We start from the raw sequence: 15,502 nt of genomic DNA, 5'->3' as shown, positions 1-15,502 counted from the left end.
TGCGAGCGGGGTCAGCGCGTCCGAGGGGAGCCCTCGCCGGCGGGAGCGCCCGGCTCAGCGGTCGTCGCGGGTCGCGTCGACCGCGGCGTCCTCGACGTCGTCGTCGGTCGGGGCGCGCGGGACGTCCTTGCGGCGCTCGTAGATCGCCTCCGCGATGCGCTCGCGGGGCTTCCTCAGCAGGATGTAGGAGAGGGACAGGCTCGCGATCGCGGCGACGAAGCCCGCGGTGACCGCGGCCGTCAGCTCCGAGTCGACGAAGGTGCGCGCCGGCAGGTACACCAGCACGAAGACGCCGGCGAACATCGCCAGGCGCAGGAGCGAGTAGACGACGACCGCGCGGCTCAGTTTCACCGGGACAGTGTACGTCGGCCCCTGCACGCGCTTCCGTGAGCACCGTGGGAGCCTCCTGTCCAGCGTCCGTGCGGACCCTCCCCGACGGGGGTGCCGGACGTAGACTCGTGTCCATGATCCGCCTCGTCATCGGCCTGCTCGTGGCCCTCGCCGTCTTCACGGTCTACACCGTGATCGACGTCGCGATGAGCAACCGTCACGCCGTGCGCGCGATCCCGAAGTGGTCCTGGCTCCTGGTGGTGCTGATCCTCCCGGTCATCGGTGCGGGACTGTGGTTCTGGATCGGCCGCCCCCGAAAGCAGCGCGCCGCCGGCCGCCGCTACACCGCTCCGGACGACGACCCCGACTTCCTCGGCACCCTCCGCACCGAGCGCGACCCCGAGGAGGAACGCCTGCAGGCCGAGCGCATCGCCCAGCTCGAGCGCGACCTCGCCGACATGGACGAGCAGGGCGAGGCCGACGGCCCCGGCCGCCGGGATGCCTGAGCACCGGCCGGTCGCCCCCTCCACCCGATTCGCGGTCGACCTCCTCACCCGCTTCGTCGCGCTCGGCGTCCGCGACGTCGTCGTCGCTCCGGGCTCCCGCTCGCAGGCGCTCGCCCTGGTGGCGGCCGAGCTCGAGACCCGCGGCGACGTCCGGCTGCACGTGCGGATCGATGAGCGCTCCGCTGGGTTCCTGGCGCTGGGCCTCGCCCTCGAATCCGGGATGCCGGCGCTCGTCATCACGACCTCCGGCACGGCGACCGCGAACCTGCACCCGGCCGTGCTCGAGGCGGACGCCTCGGACGTGCCGATGATCGTCCTGACCGCCGACCGGCCCGACGAGCTGCGCGGCATCCGATCGAACCAGACGGCCGAGCAGCGCGAGCTGTACGGGCGTGCCGTGCGGCTGTTCGAGGACGTCGCTGCTCCGGACGACGCCTCCCGGCCCGAGGACGCGCGTGCGCTCGCCGATCGTGCCGTCACCGCGGCACGCCGCGGGCCGGTCCACCTGAACCTCTCCTTCCGCGACCCGCTCTCCTCCGCTCTGCCCGACATGGAGCGGATCGGACCGGTCTCGTCGCCCGCTGTCGGATCCGGGATCCCGCGTGCCGTCGTGACCGCCGGTCCCGGTGAGCCGCTCACGGTCGTCATCGCCGGGGACAAGGCGGGCGCCGCGGCCGAGGAGATCGCTCGCGCCGGCGACTGGCCGCTGCTGGCCGAGGTCTCCTCCGGCGCCCGCTTCGGACCGCAGCTCGTCGTCGCCTGGCGTCGCCTGCTCGGCGAGCCCGACTTCGGCGGACGCATCCGCCGGGCGATCGTGCTCGGACACCCGACGCTCTCCCGCGAGGTCCCCGAGCTGCTGCGGCGCGAGGACGTCGAGGTGATCGTCGTGGACGCCGTGCGCGAGCAGTTCTACAACCCCGGCCGGCGCGCCCGCCGCGTCGGAGGCGTCGACGTGGTCCGCTCCGAGGGGTCGCCGCGTCCCGAGCGCGGCGAGCGCGCCTGGGCCGGATCCTGGGTGTCCGCGAGCCGCGCCCTGACGGTCGACCCCGACGAGCTGGACGAGGTCCCCGACGCCGGGTCGATGTCGGTCGAGGACCGCCGCGGCTACGCGCGCAACGCCCTCGCCGCGATCAGGGCACCGCTCACCCGCGACTTCGTCGTCGCCGCGGTCTGGAAGGTCACCTGGCCGCACGACCGGCTGCTGTTCGGAGCGTCGCGGCTGATCCGCGTCGCCGACGGGACCCTGCCGGGCAAGCGGATATCCGTCCTGGCGAACCGCGGCCTCGCCGGCATCGACGGCACGATCTCGACGGCTCTCGGGATCGCGGTGGCTTCGCAGGCGACCGAGCAGGGAGCCGGCGGAGTCACCCGGGCGGTCCTCGGCGATCTCACTCTGCTCCACGAGGCCGGCGGCCTCCTCCTCCCGCCCGGAGAGCGACGCCCGCGCGTGCAGCTCGTCGTCGTGAACGACGGGGGCGGCACGATCTTCGACGGACTCGAGGTCGCATCGAGCTCGCATCCCGATGCGTTCGACCGCGTGCAGTTCACCCCGCAGAACGCCGATCTGGAGGCTCTCGCGCGCGCCTACGGGTGGGGCCACCGTCGTGCGGCGACGCGCGGCGAGCTGGAGCAGGCGCTGACCTCGCCGGGCGACGGGCCGGGCATCGTGGAGATCCGGCTCGAGCGCTGAGTCCGCACGGGTCCGGTCGGTCGGTCCTCCACAGGTCGTCGTCGGACGCTGTTCTCCCGGGGACGCCTCGTTCGAGCTCCGCAGCTCGTCTGCTGCTGCTTCGCTGGAGGCATGGCTGATGCGGAGACGGTGCGAGGAGAGGTCCTCGCCCTCGGCGACCGGGCGGCGGCGCTCGCGAGGAGCGCCTCCCCGGTGCTCCTGACCGCGGCGGAGGCGCTGCACGCGGGACACCGCGCGGCGCTGACCTGTCCCGACGCGTTCGCCCGAGGCTCCTCGACGGACAGCAAGGATGCGACGGACCTCGTCGAACGGTCGATCCGAGCGGAGTTCGCCGTCGCCCTCGGGGTCTCCGAGCGCACCGCCGCCAGGGAGCTGCTGCACGCCTCGCTCCTGATGGAGGAGCTGCCGCGGACCCGCTCCGCGCTCGCCGACGCCAGGATGCGCTGGGAGGCCGGCCAGCTCGTCTGCTCCGTCGCGGCGACCCTCCCGGCAGCGGCGCGCGCGGCCTACGACGACCGGGCCGTCGACCTCGCGGAGACGCTGACCCCGGGGCAGCTGCGCCACGCCCTCGCGCGGGTGCGGGAGGAGCTGCACGACGAGCCCCTCGCCGAGCGGCACGCTCGCGCCCGTGAGGACCGCCGGGTGTGGATGACAGCCGGGATCGACGGCATGGCGACGGTGTGCGCGCACGTCCCCGCGCCCGAGGCCGTCGGAGCGCTCGCCCGGCTCGACCGCATCGCGAGGGATCTGCGGGACGGCGCCGAAGGGGACCGCGATCTGCGGACGCTGGCGCAGCTCCGCGCCGACGCGTGGGCCGACCTGCTCTGCCACGGGGACGTGGCGGGGACCACTCCGGAGGGAGCCGCGGCGCCCTCGACCGGGCTGCGGGCCGAGGTGAGAGTCACCGTGGCGGCGAGCACCGCCGCAGGTGACGACGAGGCGGCCGCCGAGCTCGACGGCTACGGGCCGATCCCCGCCGAGGCGGTGCGAGCGCTCATCGACGACGACGCCGCCTTCACTCCAGTGCTGACCGACGAGGAGACCGGCGCGGTCGTCTCCGTCGGGCGTCGCCACCGCCTCCCGCCGCCGAGGATGAGGCTGCTGGTCCGCCTCCGCGACCAGACCTGCCGCTTCCCGGGCTGCACCCGGCCGGCGTCCTCGACGGAGACCGACCACAGCGTCGAATGGCGGAACGGGGGAGAGACGACTCCCGACAACCTCGCCTCCCTGTGCGTCGCCCACCACCACGTGCGCCACGGCGACCGCTGGACGTATCTGCTTCATCCGGACGGCACAGCGGACTGGACCACACCGACCGGCCGCCGGGTGACGACCAGACCGCCGGCGCTGCCCGGGCGTCCGCCGGTGGGCGCAGGACGACGGCCGGGGGTTCCCCGGCTCGACGGGGACCGGGCGGGGTAAGCGGCGGGTAGCCGACGGCTTCAACGATTCCCGACGTGCGTCAGGCCAGAGCGTCGGTGATCGGGCGGAACTTCATGCGGGTCTCGGCGAGCTCGGACTCGGGAACGCTGTCGGCCACGATGCCGGCGCCCGCCCAGGCCGTGACCGCGCCCTCGGCCGTGACCTCGGCGCTACGGAGTCCGACGGCCCACTCGCCGTCGCCGTTGCCGTCGATCCAGCCGACGGGTCCTGCGTACCGACCGCGGTCGAAGGGCTCCAGGTGCTCGATGAGCGCAAGGGCGTCGGCGGTCGGAGTGCCGGCCACTGCCGCGGTCGGGTGAAGAGCATCGACGAGATCGAGCGCGCTGGAGGAGTCGCCCAGAGTTCCTCGCACGTCCGTCGCGAGGTGCCAGAGATTCGGCAGGCGGAGCGTGAACGGGGCGGCGCCCGCCGTCAGCTCCCGTGTGTGGGGCTCGAGTTCCCGGACCAGACTGGCGAGAGCGAAAGCGTGCTCCGAGCGGTCCTTCGGACTCTCGAGCAGAGCGGCCTCCACGTCCGCGTCGGCGAGGGGATCCTCGCCTCGTGCGGCCGTGCCGGCCAACACCCTCGCCGAGATCTCGCCCCGATCGACCGCGACCAGCGTCTCCGGACTGGCGCCGAGGAATCCGTCCACGGCGAAGCCCCAGCAGTCCGGGTACCGCTCGGTGAGCGCACCCAGCATCCGACGCAGGTCCGCCCCCGGCGGGAGCCGCCCCTTCAGATCGCGCGCGATCACGACCTTGGACAGCTCACCCGCCCGGATCGTCTCCACCGCGGCAGCGACCGCCGCGCGGTACCCGTCCGGCGGCAGCGCACCGGGCGAGAGCGGCACGTGGTACTCCGCCCCCAGCGGCTCCTCGCTCGGCGTATACGGTCTCTCCGCCTCGCCGATCGTGATCCGCGTCAGCCATGACCGGCCGTCGCGCGTCCCGATCACGGTGCGCGGCACGATCAGCACGCTCGTCGCCTCGGATCGGCTCGAGAAAGCGAAGGTCCCGAACGCGACCAGCCCCGTCCCGGGCAGTCCGACCCGGTCCTCCACCGTCGCCGCGTCGCAGAGCCGACGCCAGGCCGCCGCCGCATCCCGCAGCCGTTCCGGGCCCGAGAACTCGAGGCGCAGGGCCTCGCCGCGTCCGCTGAGGCCGGCGCCGTCGCGCTGCCAGAGGAGGGGCCGCCTCGGGTCGGAGTGGGAGAGGAGCGACTGCGGAGAGTCGAGTGGAGTCGTCTCCGCACGCAGCAGGGGGGTTCCAGCGCCGATGAGCGTCACCTCAGCAGGGTACGCCCGCGCCAGAGGATGGGACGTCCCATGCCGCGGGGCTCGGGGCGGAGGGCTCCGTTGCTACCGTGATCCGGTCCGGGGCCGCCGCGCGAGGCGGAGCGGGGCGGTCCCGGCGCTTCCCCAGGGGGGAGCGCGCCGACCGGGCGCGGGACGGCGGATGCACAGCCGCCGTCCCTCGTCTCGCCGTAGACTTGCGGATCGTGACGAAGGCAGACCTCACCAAACGGCCCGACGAGGTCGCCTCGATGTTCGACACCGTGGCTCCCGCCTACGACCTGGTGAACGGACTCCTCTCGGTGGGGAACGACCGGCTCTGGCGGATCGCGACGACTCGAGCCGTCAACCCTGCTCCCGGTGAGCGCATCCTCGACATCGCGGCCGGCACCGGAACGTCGAGCGCGTCGCTGGCGCGGTCGGGCGCCCAGGTCGTCGCAGCCGACTTCTCCCCGGGGATGATCGCCGTCGGCCGTCGCCGCCAGGCGGGCAACGACCGGATCGAGTTCGTCCAGGCCGACGCGATGGACCTCCCGTTCGAGGACGAGTCGTTCGACGCCGTGACCATCTCGTTCGGTCTGCGCAACGTGGCCGAGCCGAGGACGGCGCTCGCCGAGTTCCTGCGTGTGCTGAAGCCCGGCGGCCGGGTCGTGATCTGCGAGTTCTCGACTCCGCCGATCGCTCCGCTGGCCGCCGCGTACGACTTCTACCTGTCGACGGTCATGCCCGCCGTCGTGCGCCTCGCGTCGTCGAACAATCCTGCGTACGACTATCTCGGCGATTCCATCCGGGCTTGGCCGGAGCAGAGCGTCGTCGCCGCCTGGCTCCGCGCGGCGGGCTTCGAGCGCGTGGCCTACCGCGATCTGACCGCTGGCATCGTGGCGCTGCACCGCGGCGTCAAGCCGATCGCGGCGACCCGATGACGACCGGGGTCCGCACAGGCCGAGACGTTAGGGTTTCCCTGTGAACGCCACTGCGCCCGTCGCCCGTCGCAGCCCGTCTCTGACGGCGCAGCTCGGCCTCTCCGAGCGCATCTTCTCCTCCTCGTCGGACCGGGCTCTCGCCCGCGCGATCGACGCGGGTCTGGAGCAGGTCGAGGAGGGTCTCGTCCGGCAGCTGTCCTTCGCGGACGCTGTGGCCGATGTCTCCACCCGGTACCTCCTCGAGGCGGGCGGCAAGCGTGTGCGCCCGATGCTCACCCTCCTGGCCGCGTCGCTGGGCCGCGGCAACACGCCGCAGGTCCTGCTCGGTGCGCAGGCGATCGAGATCACGCATCTCGCATCGCTCTACCACGACGACGTCATGGACGAGGCGGAGAAGCGCCGCGGCGTCCCGTCGGCGCAGACCGTGTGGGGCAACAACGTGGCCATCCTGACGGGCGATCTGCTCTTCGCCCGCGCGAACCAGCTGATGGTCGAGCTCGGAGACAAGGCGATCCGGCTCCAGGCCGACACGTTCGAGCGGCTCGTCCTCGGGCAGCTGCACGAGACGGTCGGCCCGACCGACGGCGAGGACCCGGTCGAGCACTACCTGTCCGTCCTGGCCGACAAGACCGGGTCCCTGATCGCCGCGGCGGGCCGCACGGGAGTCGCGTTCTCGGAGGCTCCGGAGGAGTACGAGGAGGCCATGCGCGTCTTCGGCGAGAAGATCGGCGTCGCCTTCCAGATCGTCGACGACGTCATCGACCTCTCTCCCCAGCCGGAGGAGACCGGCAAGAACCCCGGCACGGACATCCGCGCCGGCGTGTCGACGCTGCCGATCCTGCGCCTGCGCGAGCGCGCCTCCTCCGATAGGGAGGCCGCGGCTCTCCTCGCCCGCATCGAGAGCTACGTGAGCCGCTCGAACGACGCCATCGCGCACACGGAGGAGCAGAGCGCCGACATCTCGGACGCCATCGCTCAGCTGCGCGATCACGACGTCACCGCGCAGACCCTCGCCGAGGCCCACCGGTGGGCCGACGAGGCCGTCGCCGCCCTCGCTCCGCTGCCCGACGGCTCCGTCCGCAAGGCGCTGACGCGCTTCGCCGACACCGTCGTCGAGCGCAACGGCTGACCCCGATCGTCGCGGCGCGCCCTGCGCCGCAGGAATGAGACCGGTTGTGCGCTGCGGCGCCCCGGCAGGAGGAACGCAATGACCAAGCTCAGGCTGGCCATCGTCGGCGCGGGTCCCGCGGGCATCTACGCCGCCGACCTCATGATCAAGGCCGAGAAGAAGTACGACGTCTCGATCGATCTGTTCGAGCACCTGCCCGCGCCCTACGGCCTGGTCCGCTACGGCGTGGCGCCCGATCACCCGCGCATCAAGGGGATCATCACCGCGCTGCGGGAGGTGCTCGACCGGGGTGACATCCGCATCTTCGGCAACGTGCACTTCGGGACCGACATCACGCTCGAGGATCTCAAGCGGCACTACCACGCCGTGATCTTCGCGACCGGCGCCGTCCGCGACGCTCCGCTCGACGTCCCGGGTGTCGAGCTCCAGGGCTCCTATGGTGCGGCCGACTTCGTCAGCTGGTTCGACGGCCACCCCGATGTGTCGCGCACCTGGCCGCTGGAGGCGTCCTCCGTCGCTGTCATCGGCAACGGCAACGTCGCGCTCGACGTCTCGCGGATGCTGGCGAAGCACGCCGAGGACCTCCTGCCCACCGAGGTCCCGCCGAACGTCTACGAGGGGCTGAAGGCGTCTCCTGTCACCGACGTGCACGTCTTCGGGCGCCGCGGTCCCGCTCAGGTGAAGTTCACGCCGCTGGAGCTGCGCGAGCTGGGCGAGCTGCGCGACGTCGACATGATCGTCGCCGACGAGGACTTCGACCTCGATCCCGCTTCGGAGGCCGCCATCGCGACCAACAAGCAGGTCATGGTCATCAACCGGGTGCTCAACCAGTGGCGCACCCGTGAGGTCGGGAGCGCCTCGCGTCGTCTCCACCTGCACTTCTGGGCGAAGCCGCTCGAGTTCGTGGACGACGGATCCGGTCGGGTCGGCGCGATCCGGTACGAGCGCACCGAGCCGGACGGCGAGGGCGGAGTGCGCGGCACGGGTGAGATCCGCGAGGTCCCGGTGCAGGCCGTGTACCGCGCGGTCGGCTACTTCGGCTCGCCGCTCGACGGCCTCCCGTTCGACGAGATGCGCGGCGTGATCCCGAACCGCGAGGGCCAGGTCCTGGACGACGAGGACCAGCAGGTCCACGGCGTCTACGCGACCGGCTGGATCAAGCGCGGACCGGTGGGCCTCATCGGGCACACCAAGTCCGACGCCATGGAGACCGTCGCGCACGTGCTCAACGACCAGGCGTCCTGGTGGACGCCCGAGCACCCCGAGGAGGCGGCCGTGGTCGCCCTGCTCGAGGAGCGGGAGATCGCCTACACGGATCTCGACGGCTGGCACCGGCTGGACGAGCACGAGATGGCGCTCGGCGAGCCCGAGGGCCGTGCGCGGGTGAAAGTGGTTCCCCGCGAGGACATGATCGCGATCTCGCGGGCGGAGCCGGCCGCGCTCTGACGCGTGGTCTCCGAACGGCCCTCCGGTGCAGTCCGGAGGGCCGTTCGTCGTTCCGGCGTGGACGCCTTGCGCCTCCTCTAGGATTCGGGCACCGCTCTGGACGGAGACAGCATGAGCACGGCCGCGCCCCACGACGTCATCCGGGTGCGCGGTGCGCGCCAGAACAACCTCCGGGGGATCGACGTCGACATCCTGAAGCGGAGGATCACCGTGTTCACCGGGGTCTCGGGCTCCGGCAAGTCGTCGCTGGTCTTCGGCACCATCGCGGCCGAGTCCCAGCGCCTCATCAACGAGACCTACTCCGCCTTCGTGCAGCAGTTCATGGGGTCGCCGGCTCGCCCGGACGTCGAGTCGCTCGACGGACTGTCGGCCACGATCGTCGTCGATCAGGAGCGGATGGGGTCGAACGGCCGGTCCACGGTCGGCACGGCGACCGACGCGTACACGATGCTGCGGATCCTCTTCAGCCGGATCGGCGATCCGCACGCGGGCACGAGCGGTGCGTTCTCCTTCAACCTGCCGGAGGGGATGTGCCCGCGGTGCGAGGGGACGGGCCGGGTGTCGAGCATCGACCTCGACGCGCTGATCGACCGCTCGAAGTCGCTCGAGGGCGGCGCTCTCGACGCGATCCCCAACTTCGTCGTCGGCGGCTGGTACTGGAAGGGCCTCGCCGAGTCGGGCCTCTATCCGGCCGATGTGCCGATCGCCGATTTCACGCCCGAGCAGATGGACGCGTTCCTCCACCGTCCGGCCACGAAGATGGCCATCGCCGGGATGACGATGACCTACGAGGGCCTCCTGGTGAAGGTCACCCGCCTCTACCTGGCGAAGGAGGCGGCGCAGCCGCACATCCGCGCCTTCGCCGAGCGGGTGGCCACCTTCGCCGCCTGTCCCGAGTGCGGAGGCGGCCGGCTCACCCGCGCGGCACTGGAGTCGCGCATCGGGGGCCGGAACATCGCCGAGTGCGCCGCGCTGCAGGCGACCGACCTCGCCGCGTGGCTCCGCGGGCTGCAGGCGCCGTCCGTCGCTCCTATCGTCGAGACCCTCCTCGGGACGCTCGACGCCCTCGTCCAGGTCGGCCTCGGCTACCTGTCGCTCGATCGGGAGTCGGGCACCCTCTCGGGCGGTGAGGCGCAGCGGGTCAAGATGGTGCGGCATCTGGGGTCGAGCCTCACGGACGTCACGTACGTCTTCGACGAGCCGACGGCGGGTCTGCATCCGCACGACGTCTCGCGGATGATCGAGCTGCTGCGCCGCCTGCGGGACAAGGGCAACACCGTCCTGGTGGTCGAGCACAAGCCGGAGATCATCGAGATCGCCGATCACGTGGTCGACCTCGGTCCGAGGGCCGGCGCGCACGGCGGCGAGCTGCGGTTCGAGGGGACGGTGGCGCAGCTGCGCACGTCGGACACCCTGACGGGCCGTCATCTCGGTCACCGCGTCCCGCTGAAGGAGGCCGTGCGCCGTCCGACCGGGGCGGTGGAGATCCGCGGGGCCTCCACGCACAACCTCCGCGGCGTCGACGTGGACGTCCCGCTGGGTGTGCTGACCGTCGTCACCGGAGTCGCCGGTTCGGGCAAGTCGTCGCTCCTGCACGGCTCGCTCGCGGGTCGGCCCGGCGTGGTGGTGGCCGACCAGTCGCCGATCCGCGGGTCGCGGCGCAGCAATCCGGCGACCTACACCGGGGTCCTCGACGCGATCCGGGCGGCCTTCGCGAAGGCGAACGGTGTGCGACCGGCGCTCTTCAGCGCGAACTCGGCAGGCGCCTGCCCCGTCTGCAAGGGGGCCGGGATGATCTTCACCGAGCTGGGCCCCGCCGCGACGGTCTCGTCGGTCTGCGAGGAGTGCGACGGCAAGCGGTTCACCGCTGAGGTGCTCGAGTACCGCCTCCGCGGGAGGAACATCCACGAGGTGCTCTCGATGCCGATCGTCGACGCCGCGGAGTTCTTCGCGAGCGGACCGGCGCACACGGTGCTCGCCCGTCTCGTCGACGTCGGTCTCGGCTACCTCACGCTCGGACAGCCGTTGAACACGCTGTCCGGGGGCGAGCGCCAGCGCCTCAAGCTCGCGATCAACATGGCCTCGTCCGGATCCGTCTACCTGCTCGACGAGCCGACCACGGGCCTGCACCTCGCGGACGTCGACACGCTGCTCGGACTGCTCGACCGGCTGGTCGACTCCGGGAACTCGGTCGTGGTGATCGAGCACCACCGCGCCCTGATGGCGCACGCGGACTGGATCATCGACGTGGGGCCCGGAGCCGGGCACGACGGAGGGACGATCGTCTTCGAGGGGACTCCGGTCGGGCTCGCGGCGGCGGACACGCTGACCGGCCGCGCCCTCGCCGAGTACGCGCGCTGACGCGTCCGCAGCCGCGACGCTCGCGCGTCAGCGCGAGAACGGGCCGGACAGGGCCGCCCACTGCAGGAGCATGATCGTCTTCGCGTCGACGATCTGCACGCCGATCTGGGTCAGCGCCTCGTCGAACGAGAGCTCGAGGACCTCGATGTCCTCGCCCTCGTCGGCGAGTCCCGCGAATGCTCCGCTGCGGGTGCCCGCGCGGTAGCGCCCGGCGTAGAAGTGCAGCTTCTCGGTGACCGAGCCGGGGCTCATGAACGCGTCGAACACGTGCTCGAGCCGGCCGACCTCGAGTCCGGTCTCCTCGGACGCCTCGCGGCGGGCGCCCTCCTCGGGCCCGTCCTCGTCCAGGAGACCGGCGGGCACTTCGAGGAGCATCCCGTCGAGGTCGCCGTTCACGTACGCGGGGTAGCGGAACTGCCGGATCAGGACGACGGTGCGCGCGTCGGCGTCGTAGAGCAGGACCGCCGCGCCGTTCCCCCGGTCGTACGTCTCGCGCTGCTCGCTGGTCCAGCTGCCGTCGCGGTGCCGGTAGTCGAAGCGGGTGGTGCGGAGGACGTACCAGTCGCTCGAGAGGAGGGTGACCTCCTTCACGACCACGTCGGGGTTCCCGACGAGGTCGAGCCCGTCCCTGTCGAGTCCGGTGCGGCCCCGCCGGTCGGGCTCGTCGATTCCGGTGGTCACGCGCGTGCTCCCGTGTGCGTCATTCCTCAGCGGAAGTTGACGAACTGGAGGTCGAGCTCGAGGTCGGCCCCGCGCAGGAGCGCCATGGTCGCCTGGAGGTCGTCGCGGCTCTTCGAGGAGACGCGGAGCTCGTCGCCCTGGATCTGCGACTTGACCGACTTCGGCGCCTCGTCGCGGATGAGCTTGTTGATCTTCTTCGCGTGCTCCTGGTCGATGCCCTCCTTGAGGGTGGCCTCGATCCGGTACTCCTTGCCGGACGCGAAGGGCTCGCCCGCGTCGAGGCTCTTGAGGCTGATGCCGCGCTTGATCAGCTTCGACTGGAAGACGTCGAGGATGGCGTTCGCCCGCTCCTCGGTGTTGGCCTTGATCAGGATCTTCTCGCCGCTCCAGGCGATCGAGGCGCCGACGTTCTTGAAGTCGTAGCGCTGCTCGACCTCCTTGTGGGCCTGGTTCAGGGCGTTGTCCGCCTCCATCTTGTCGATCTTGCTGACGACGTCGAACGTTGAATCTGCCATGGCTCCGAGTTTAGCTTTCAGGCGTGGCGGAGCCCGGCCCCAGGCGCGGCTGGTACCTCTGAGGGGTGCGCCGCCTCCCCGTTCTCGTCCTCGTCCCGCTCGCCGGCCTCCTCCTGGCCGGCTGCGGCCAGCGGCCGCCCGCGCTGACGGTCGAGGAGGGCCTGTCCACCGTCCCTCCCGCGGCGACCGCTCCCGTCGCGGCCGACCCCGTCATGCTGGAGGATCCCGAGCAGGCCGCGGCGACGCCGGTGCGACTGCTCGCCGACGAGGCGTGGCTGGGCTCGGCGTCCGAGGGGAGCGGCATCCCGCTGCGTGCGCTCACCGCCTACGCGGGCACGGCCCTCCTCACGGCGTCGGTCGACCCCGACTGCCGGTTGGACTGGGCGACCCTGGCCGGCATCGGCTACGTCGAGAGCAGGCACGGCACGATCGACGGCGGCGAGCTGGGCGAGGACGGGCGGCCGACGGAGCCGATCTACGGTCCGCGCCTGGACGGAACGCGCTTCGACCGGGTCCCCGACAACGACGGCGGGGCTCTGGACGGCGACGCCGAGGTCGACCGGGCGATGGGTCCGCTGCAGATCATCCCGGCGACGTGGATGGCGTGGGCGTCGAGCGGATGGGATCCGCAGAACGTGGACCAGCAGGCGGTGACCGCCGCCCGGTACCTCTGCGACGCCGGCGGCGACCTCTCGACCGAGTCGGGATGGCGGGCGGCGATCGCGGCCTACAACCCGGCCGGGAGCTACGCGGGGAAGGTCGCGGAGGCGGCGTCCCGCTACGCGGCGGAGGCGGACTGAGGCCGCGCGGCACCGATTTCCGATCCGCCGGTCGCGTGGGTATCCTTGCTGAGCGCCTCCGGTTGTGAACACGCGGTCGGGTGCGCCACGGCGAGTTACCCTAGCGGCCAAAGGGATCTGACTGTAAATCAGACGGCGTAGCCTTCGGGGGTTCGAATCCCTCACTCGCCACCGAGCAGGAACACCCGGCAGACGCCCCGGCATCACGAGATGCGCGGGGCGTTCCGCATGTCGGGGGATCGCCCTTCCGGCGGAGCGCCTTTCCGGGGGAGTGCCTTTCCGGGGGAGCACCGGTCCGGCGGATCGCCGGACCCGGCCTCTTCGTCCCGTCGCACCTCGCGCGCCATCGGCCCGGCCCGCGCCGTCGCCTCAGCCCCGCGCCTCCTGCTCCAGGAACCCCGCGAGGGAGAGCGGCGGCCGTCCGGTCAGCCGCGCGACGTCGGACGAGACGTGCTCCAGCTGTCCGGCGGCGATCGCGGAGTAGGTGCTGACCCAGGCGTCCAGCTGCCAGTCCGGTGCGTTCCAGCGGCTGCGTGACGCGTACGCCTCCTCGAGGGTCTCGTCGACGTACACGGCGGGGCGGCCCGCCGCCGTCAGGGTCGCCGCGACCTCGTCGAGGGTGAGGGCCTCGGGCCCGGTCAGCTCGTAGGCGGCTCCGCGGTGCTCGGAGGGGGAGCGGAGGACCGCCGCGGCCGAGCGTGCCACGTCCTCGCGCGCGACGACGGCGGCACGGCCCGATCCCGCGGGTCCGCGGATCGCGCCGTCGTCGCCGAGCATCGCGGGCAGGAAGTCGAGGTAGAGGTTGTCGCGGAGGAACGTCCAGCCCATGCCGGAGCGGCGGATCGCGTCCTCGGTGGCCGCGTGGTCTCGGGCGAGGGTGAAGACCGCATCGGGTGCGGCTCCGGCGAAGGAGGTGTAGACGACGTGCTCGACACCCGCGGCGGCGGCTGTACCGACGAACGCGAGGTGCTCGGCGCGGCGCTCCTCGTTCTCGGAGGCGGAGACCATCAGGAGGAGGCGCACGCCCTCGAGCGAGTCGCCCGCGTCGGCGAAGGAGGAGCGCACCACCTCGGCCCCGGGGAGCTCGGGCGCGCGGGACGGGTCGCGGACCAGCAGGCGGAGGGCGTGACCGGCGTCGGCGAGCTCGCGCGCGACGCGACCGCCCACGGCTCCGGTGGCTCCCGTGAGGGCGATAGGGGTGCTCATCCCCCCATGATGGGCCCGATCCCTAGGCTGGGGCCATGAGCGACAACGCCCCCCTCCTCGCCATCGCCCGCTCGATCGCCGTCGAGGCGGCGCACCTCGCCCGCCAGCGGCGGCAGGACGGTGTCGAGATCGCCGCGTCGAAGTCGTCCCCGGAGGACGTGGTGACGGCCGCGGACCGGGAGGTCGAGGAGCTGATCCGCCGGCGCCTGGCCGAGGCGCGTCCGGACGACGGCTTCCTCGGCGAGGAGTCGGGGTCGGGGGGCGGCACGAGCGGGCTGACCTGGGTCGTCGATCCGATCGACGGGACCGTCAACTACCTCTACGGCATCCCCTCCTACGCGGTCAGCATCGCTGTGGTGGAGGGGGAGCCGGATCCCGCGACCTGGACCGCGCTCGCCGGCGCGGTCGTGAACGGAGCGACGGGCGAGGTGACCACGGCCAGCCGAGGCGGGGGAGCCGAGCGGGACGGGGTCGCGCTGCAGGTCTCGGCTCCCTCCTCCCTCTCGCTCGCGCTGGTGGGCACCGGCTTCGGCTACGACGCGGGCCGCCGGATGCGCCAGGGCGCCGTGGTGCAGGAGCTCCTGGGCTCGGTCCGCGACATCCGCCGCATCGGCTCGGCGGCGCTCGACCTGTGCTCGGTGGCCACCGGGCAGCTGAACGCGTACTACGAGCGGGGCCTGAACCCGTGGGACCTCGCTGCGGGCGCCCTCATCGCCGAGGAGGCGGGTGCGCGGGTCGCGGGACTCGACGGCGCACCCTTCGGCTCCGGCCTGCTCATCGCGGCACCGGATCCTCTCTTCGCCGAGCTGGAGGATCTGCTGCGCCGCCTGCGCGCGGACGAGGTGTAACCGCTCTCCCAGGCCGGGCCGGCAAGGATTCCGTGCGCCGAGAGGCGGATCGGCGCAGGATCCCGCCGGGGCTCGCCGCGCGTCGTGCCCCGATCGCGCCTGTGCGCGGCGGCCTCTGGCCGGATCCCGCCGGTCGTGGTTATCCTTTATGAATTCGTGATGTTCGCACAGGCTGCGCTCACGGAGCCGAGCGATGCCTCTCCCTGGAGGCCCGCTCGTCCCCTGCCCCCGACGGAAGACATCGATTTCGTGAGCCCCGATTCGCCGCGTACGCGTCGCCGTCGAAGGTGGTGGGGCCGAGCGCGAGGCCGGCCAGCGGCGGGACGAAGCGCATCACGGTGCCCGCGAGCCCGC

14 protein-coding genes and 1 tRNA gene are annotated in these 15,502 nt (G+C 72.4%); 10 read left to right on the top strand and 5 right to left on the bottom strand.

The window, feature by feature from the left end; all coding sequences use genetic code 11:
- Window positions 1-54 precede the first annotated feature (54 nt).
- The gene (locus tag C5C46_RS05215; protein WP_104239140.1) at window positions 55-351 is read right to left on the bottom strand and encodes a DUF4229 domain-containing protein; all 297 of its coding nucleotides are present in this window, start codon (window positions 349-351) and stop codon (window positions 55-57) included.
- A gap of 113 nt (window positions 352-464) precedes the next feature.
- Between C5C46_RS05215 and C5C46_RS05210 the strand changes: the two genes are divergently transcribed.
- From C5C46_RS05210 to C5C46_RS05200, 3 genes are all read left to right on the top strand, one after another.
- Window positions 465-836 (top strand): PLD nuclease N-terminal domain-containing protein, encoded by a 372-nt coding sequence (locus tag C5C46_RS05210; protein WP_104225908.1) that lies wholly within the window; start codon window positions 465-467, stop codon window positions 834-836.
- The gene (menD, locus tag C5C46_RS05205) at window positions 829-2,526 is read left to right on the top strand and encodes a 2-succinyl-5-enolpyruvyl-6-hydroxy-3-cyclohexene-1-carboxylic-acid synthase (protein ID WP_104225907.1); all 1,698 of its coding nucleotides are present in this window, start codon (window positions 829-831) and stop codon (window positions 2,524-2,526) included. Before C5C46_RS05210 ends, menD begins: the two co-directional genes overlap by 8 nt.
- Before the next feature lie 111 nt (window positions 2,527-2,637).
- Window positions 2,638-3,948: an HNH endonuclease signature motif containing protein gene (locus C5C46_RS05200; RefSeq protein ID WP_104225906.1), complete on the top strand. Its 1,311-nt coding sequence runs from the start codon at window positions 2,638-2,640 to the stop codon at window positions 3,946-3,948.
- A gap of 40 nt (window positions 3,949-3,988) precedes the next feature.
- Here the strand turns inward: C5C46_RS05200 and C5C46_RS05195 are convergent, their stop codons facing one another.
- Complete coding sequence (locus C5C46_RS05195; protein WP_374953788.1) at window positions 3,989-5,233, bottom strand: isochorismate synthase MenF; 1,245 nt, start codon at window positions 5,231-5,233, stop codon at window positions 3,989-3,991.
- Window positions 5,234-5,445: 212 nt separating this feature from the next.
- Here C5C46_RS05195 and ubiE point away from each other — a divergent pair, with 212 nt between their 5' ends.
- The 4 genes from ubiE to C5C46_RS05175 all read left to right on the top strand — a co-directional run bounded on the left by ubiE (window position 5,446) and on the right by C5C46_RS05175 (window position 11,098).
- Complete coding sequence (gene ubiE, locus C5C46_RS05190) at window positions 5,446-6,162, top strand: bifunctional demethylmenaquinone methyltransferase/2-methoxy-6-polyprenyl-1,4-benzoquinol methylase UbiE (RefSeq protein WP_104226060.1); 717 nt, start codon at window positions 5,446-5,448, stop codon at window positions 6,160-6,162.
- A gap of 40 nt (window positions 6,163-6,202) precedes the next feature.
- A complete protein-coding gene (locus tag C5C46_RS05185; protein ID WP_104225905.1) occupies window positions 6,203-7,291 on the top strand; it encodes a polyprenyl synthetase family protein in 1,089 nt (362 codons plus the stop codon).
- A 78-nt stretch (window positions 7,292-7,369) separates the two neighbouring features.
- Window positions 7,370-8,737: an FAD-dependent oxidoreductase gene (locus C5C46_RS05180; RefSeq protein ID WP_104225904.1), complete on the top strand. Its 1,368-nt coding sequence runs from the start codon at window positions 7,370-7,372 to the stop codon at window positions 8,735-8,737.
- A gap of 111 nt (window positions 8,738-8,848) precedes the next feature.
- Window positions 8,849-11,098: an excinuclease ABC subunit UvrA gene (locus C5C46_RS05175; protein ID WP_104225903.1), complete on the top strand. Its 2,250-nt coding sequence runs from the start codon at window positions 8,849-8,851 to the stop codon at window positions 11,096-11,098.
- Window positions 11,099-11,125: 27 nt separating this feature from the next.
- Here the strand turns inward: C5C46_RS05175 and C5C46_RS05170 are convergent, their stop codons facing one another.
- Complete coding sequence (locus C5C46_RS05170; protein WP_104225902.1) at window positions 11,126-11,779, bottom strand: NUDIX domain-containing protein; 654 nt, start codon at window positions 11,777-11,779, stop codon at window positions 11,126-11,128.
- A 26-nt stretch (window positions 11,780-11,805) separates the two neighbouring features.
- Window positions 11,806-12,294: a YajQ family cyclic di-GMP-binding protein gene (locus C5C46_RS05165; protein WP_104223606.1), complete on the bottom strand. Its 489-nt coding sequence runs from the start codon at window positions 12,292-12,294 to the stop codon at window positions 11,806-11,808.
- Between the two features lie 65 nt (window positions 12,295-12,359).
- On the opposite strand from C5C46_RS05165, the gene C5C46_RS05160 reads away from it, so the two are divergent.
- Window positions 12,360-13,094, top strand: coding sequence for a hypothetical protein (locus C5C46_RS05160; protein WP_104225901.1), 735 nt, complete (start codon window positions 12,360-12,362; stop codon window positions 13,092-13,094).
- Window positions 13,095-13,183: 89 nt separating this feature from the next.
- Window positions 13,184-13,265 (top strand) — tRNA-Tyr (locus tag C5C46_RS05155).
- Between the two features lie 198 nt (window positions 13,266-13,463).
- Here C5C46_RS05155 and C5C46_RS05150 read toward each other — a convergent pair.
- Entirely contained in the window at window positions 13,464-14,300 is an 837-nt protein-coding gene (locus C5C46_RS05150; protein WP_104225900.1) for an SDR family oxidoreductase, read from the bottom strand.
- Window positions 14,301-14,335: 35 nt separating this feature from the next.
- On the opposite strand from C5C46_RS05150, the gene C5C46_RS05145 reads away from it, so the two are divergent.
- On the top strand, window positions 14,336-15,148 hold the full coding sequence (locus C5C46_RS05145) for an inositol monophosphatase family protein (RefSeq protein WP_104223609.1): 813 nt from the start codon (window positions 14,336-14,338) through the stop codon (window positions 15,146-15,148).
- Window positions 15,149-15,502 lie beyond the last annotated feature (354 nt).

The organism is Rathayibacter sp. AY1E6 (genome assembly GCF_002931115.1).
Lineage (GTDB): Bacteria > Actinomycetota > Actinomycetes > Actinomycetales > Microbacteriaceae > Rathayibacter.
This window is presented reverse-complemented; position numbering and strand designations above follow the sequence as displayed.

Excerpts from the sequence above, each read along its gene's own strand:
- C5C46_RS05165 (WP_104223606.1), bottom strand. The coding sequence starts at position 12,294 with ATGGCAGATTCAACGTTCGACGTCGTCAGCAAGATCGACAAGATGGAG.
- C5C46_RS05200 (WP_104225906.1), top strand. The coding sequence starts at position 2,638 with ATGGCTGATGCGGAGACGGTGCGAGGAGAGGTCCTCGCCCTCGGCGAC.
- C5C46_RS05145 (WP_104223609.1), top strand. The coding sequence starts at position 14,336 with ATGAGCGACAACGCCCCCCTCCTCGCCATCGCCCGCTCGATCGCCGTC.
- C5C46_RS05175 (WP_104225903.1), top strand. The coding sequence starts at position 8,849 with ATGAGCACGGCCGCGCCCCACGACGTCATCCGGGTGCGCGGTGCGCGC.
- C5C46_RS05210 (WP_104225908.1), top strand. The coding sequence starts at position 465 with ATGATCCGCCTCGTCATCGGCCTGCTCGTGGCCCTCGCCGTCTTCACG.
- C5C46_RS05180 (WP_104225904.1), top strand. The coding sequence starts at position 7,370 with ATGACCAAGCTCAGGCTGGCCATCGTCGGCGCGGGTCCCGCGGGCATC.
- C5C46_RS05150 (WP_104225900.1), bottom strand. The coding sequence starts at position 14,300 with ATGAGCACCCCTATCGCCCTCACGGGAGCCACCGGAGCCGTGGGCGGT.
- menD (WP_104225907.1), top strand. The coding sequence starts at position 829 with ATGCCTGAGCACCGGCCGGTCGCCCCCTCCACCCGATTCGCGGTCGAC.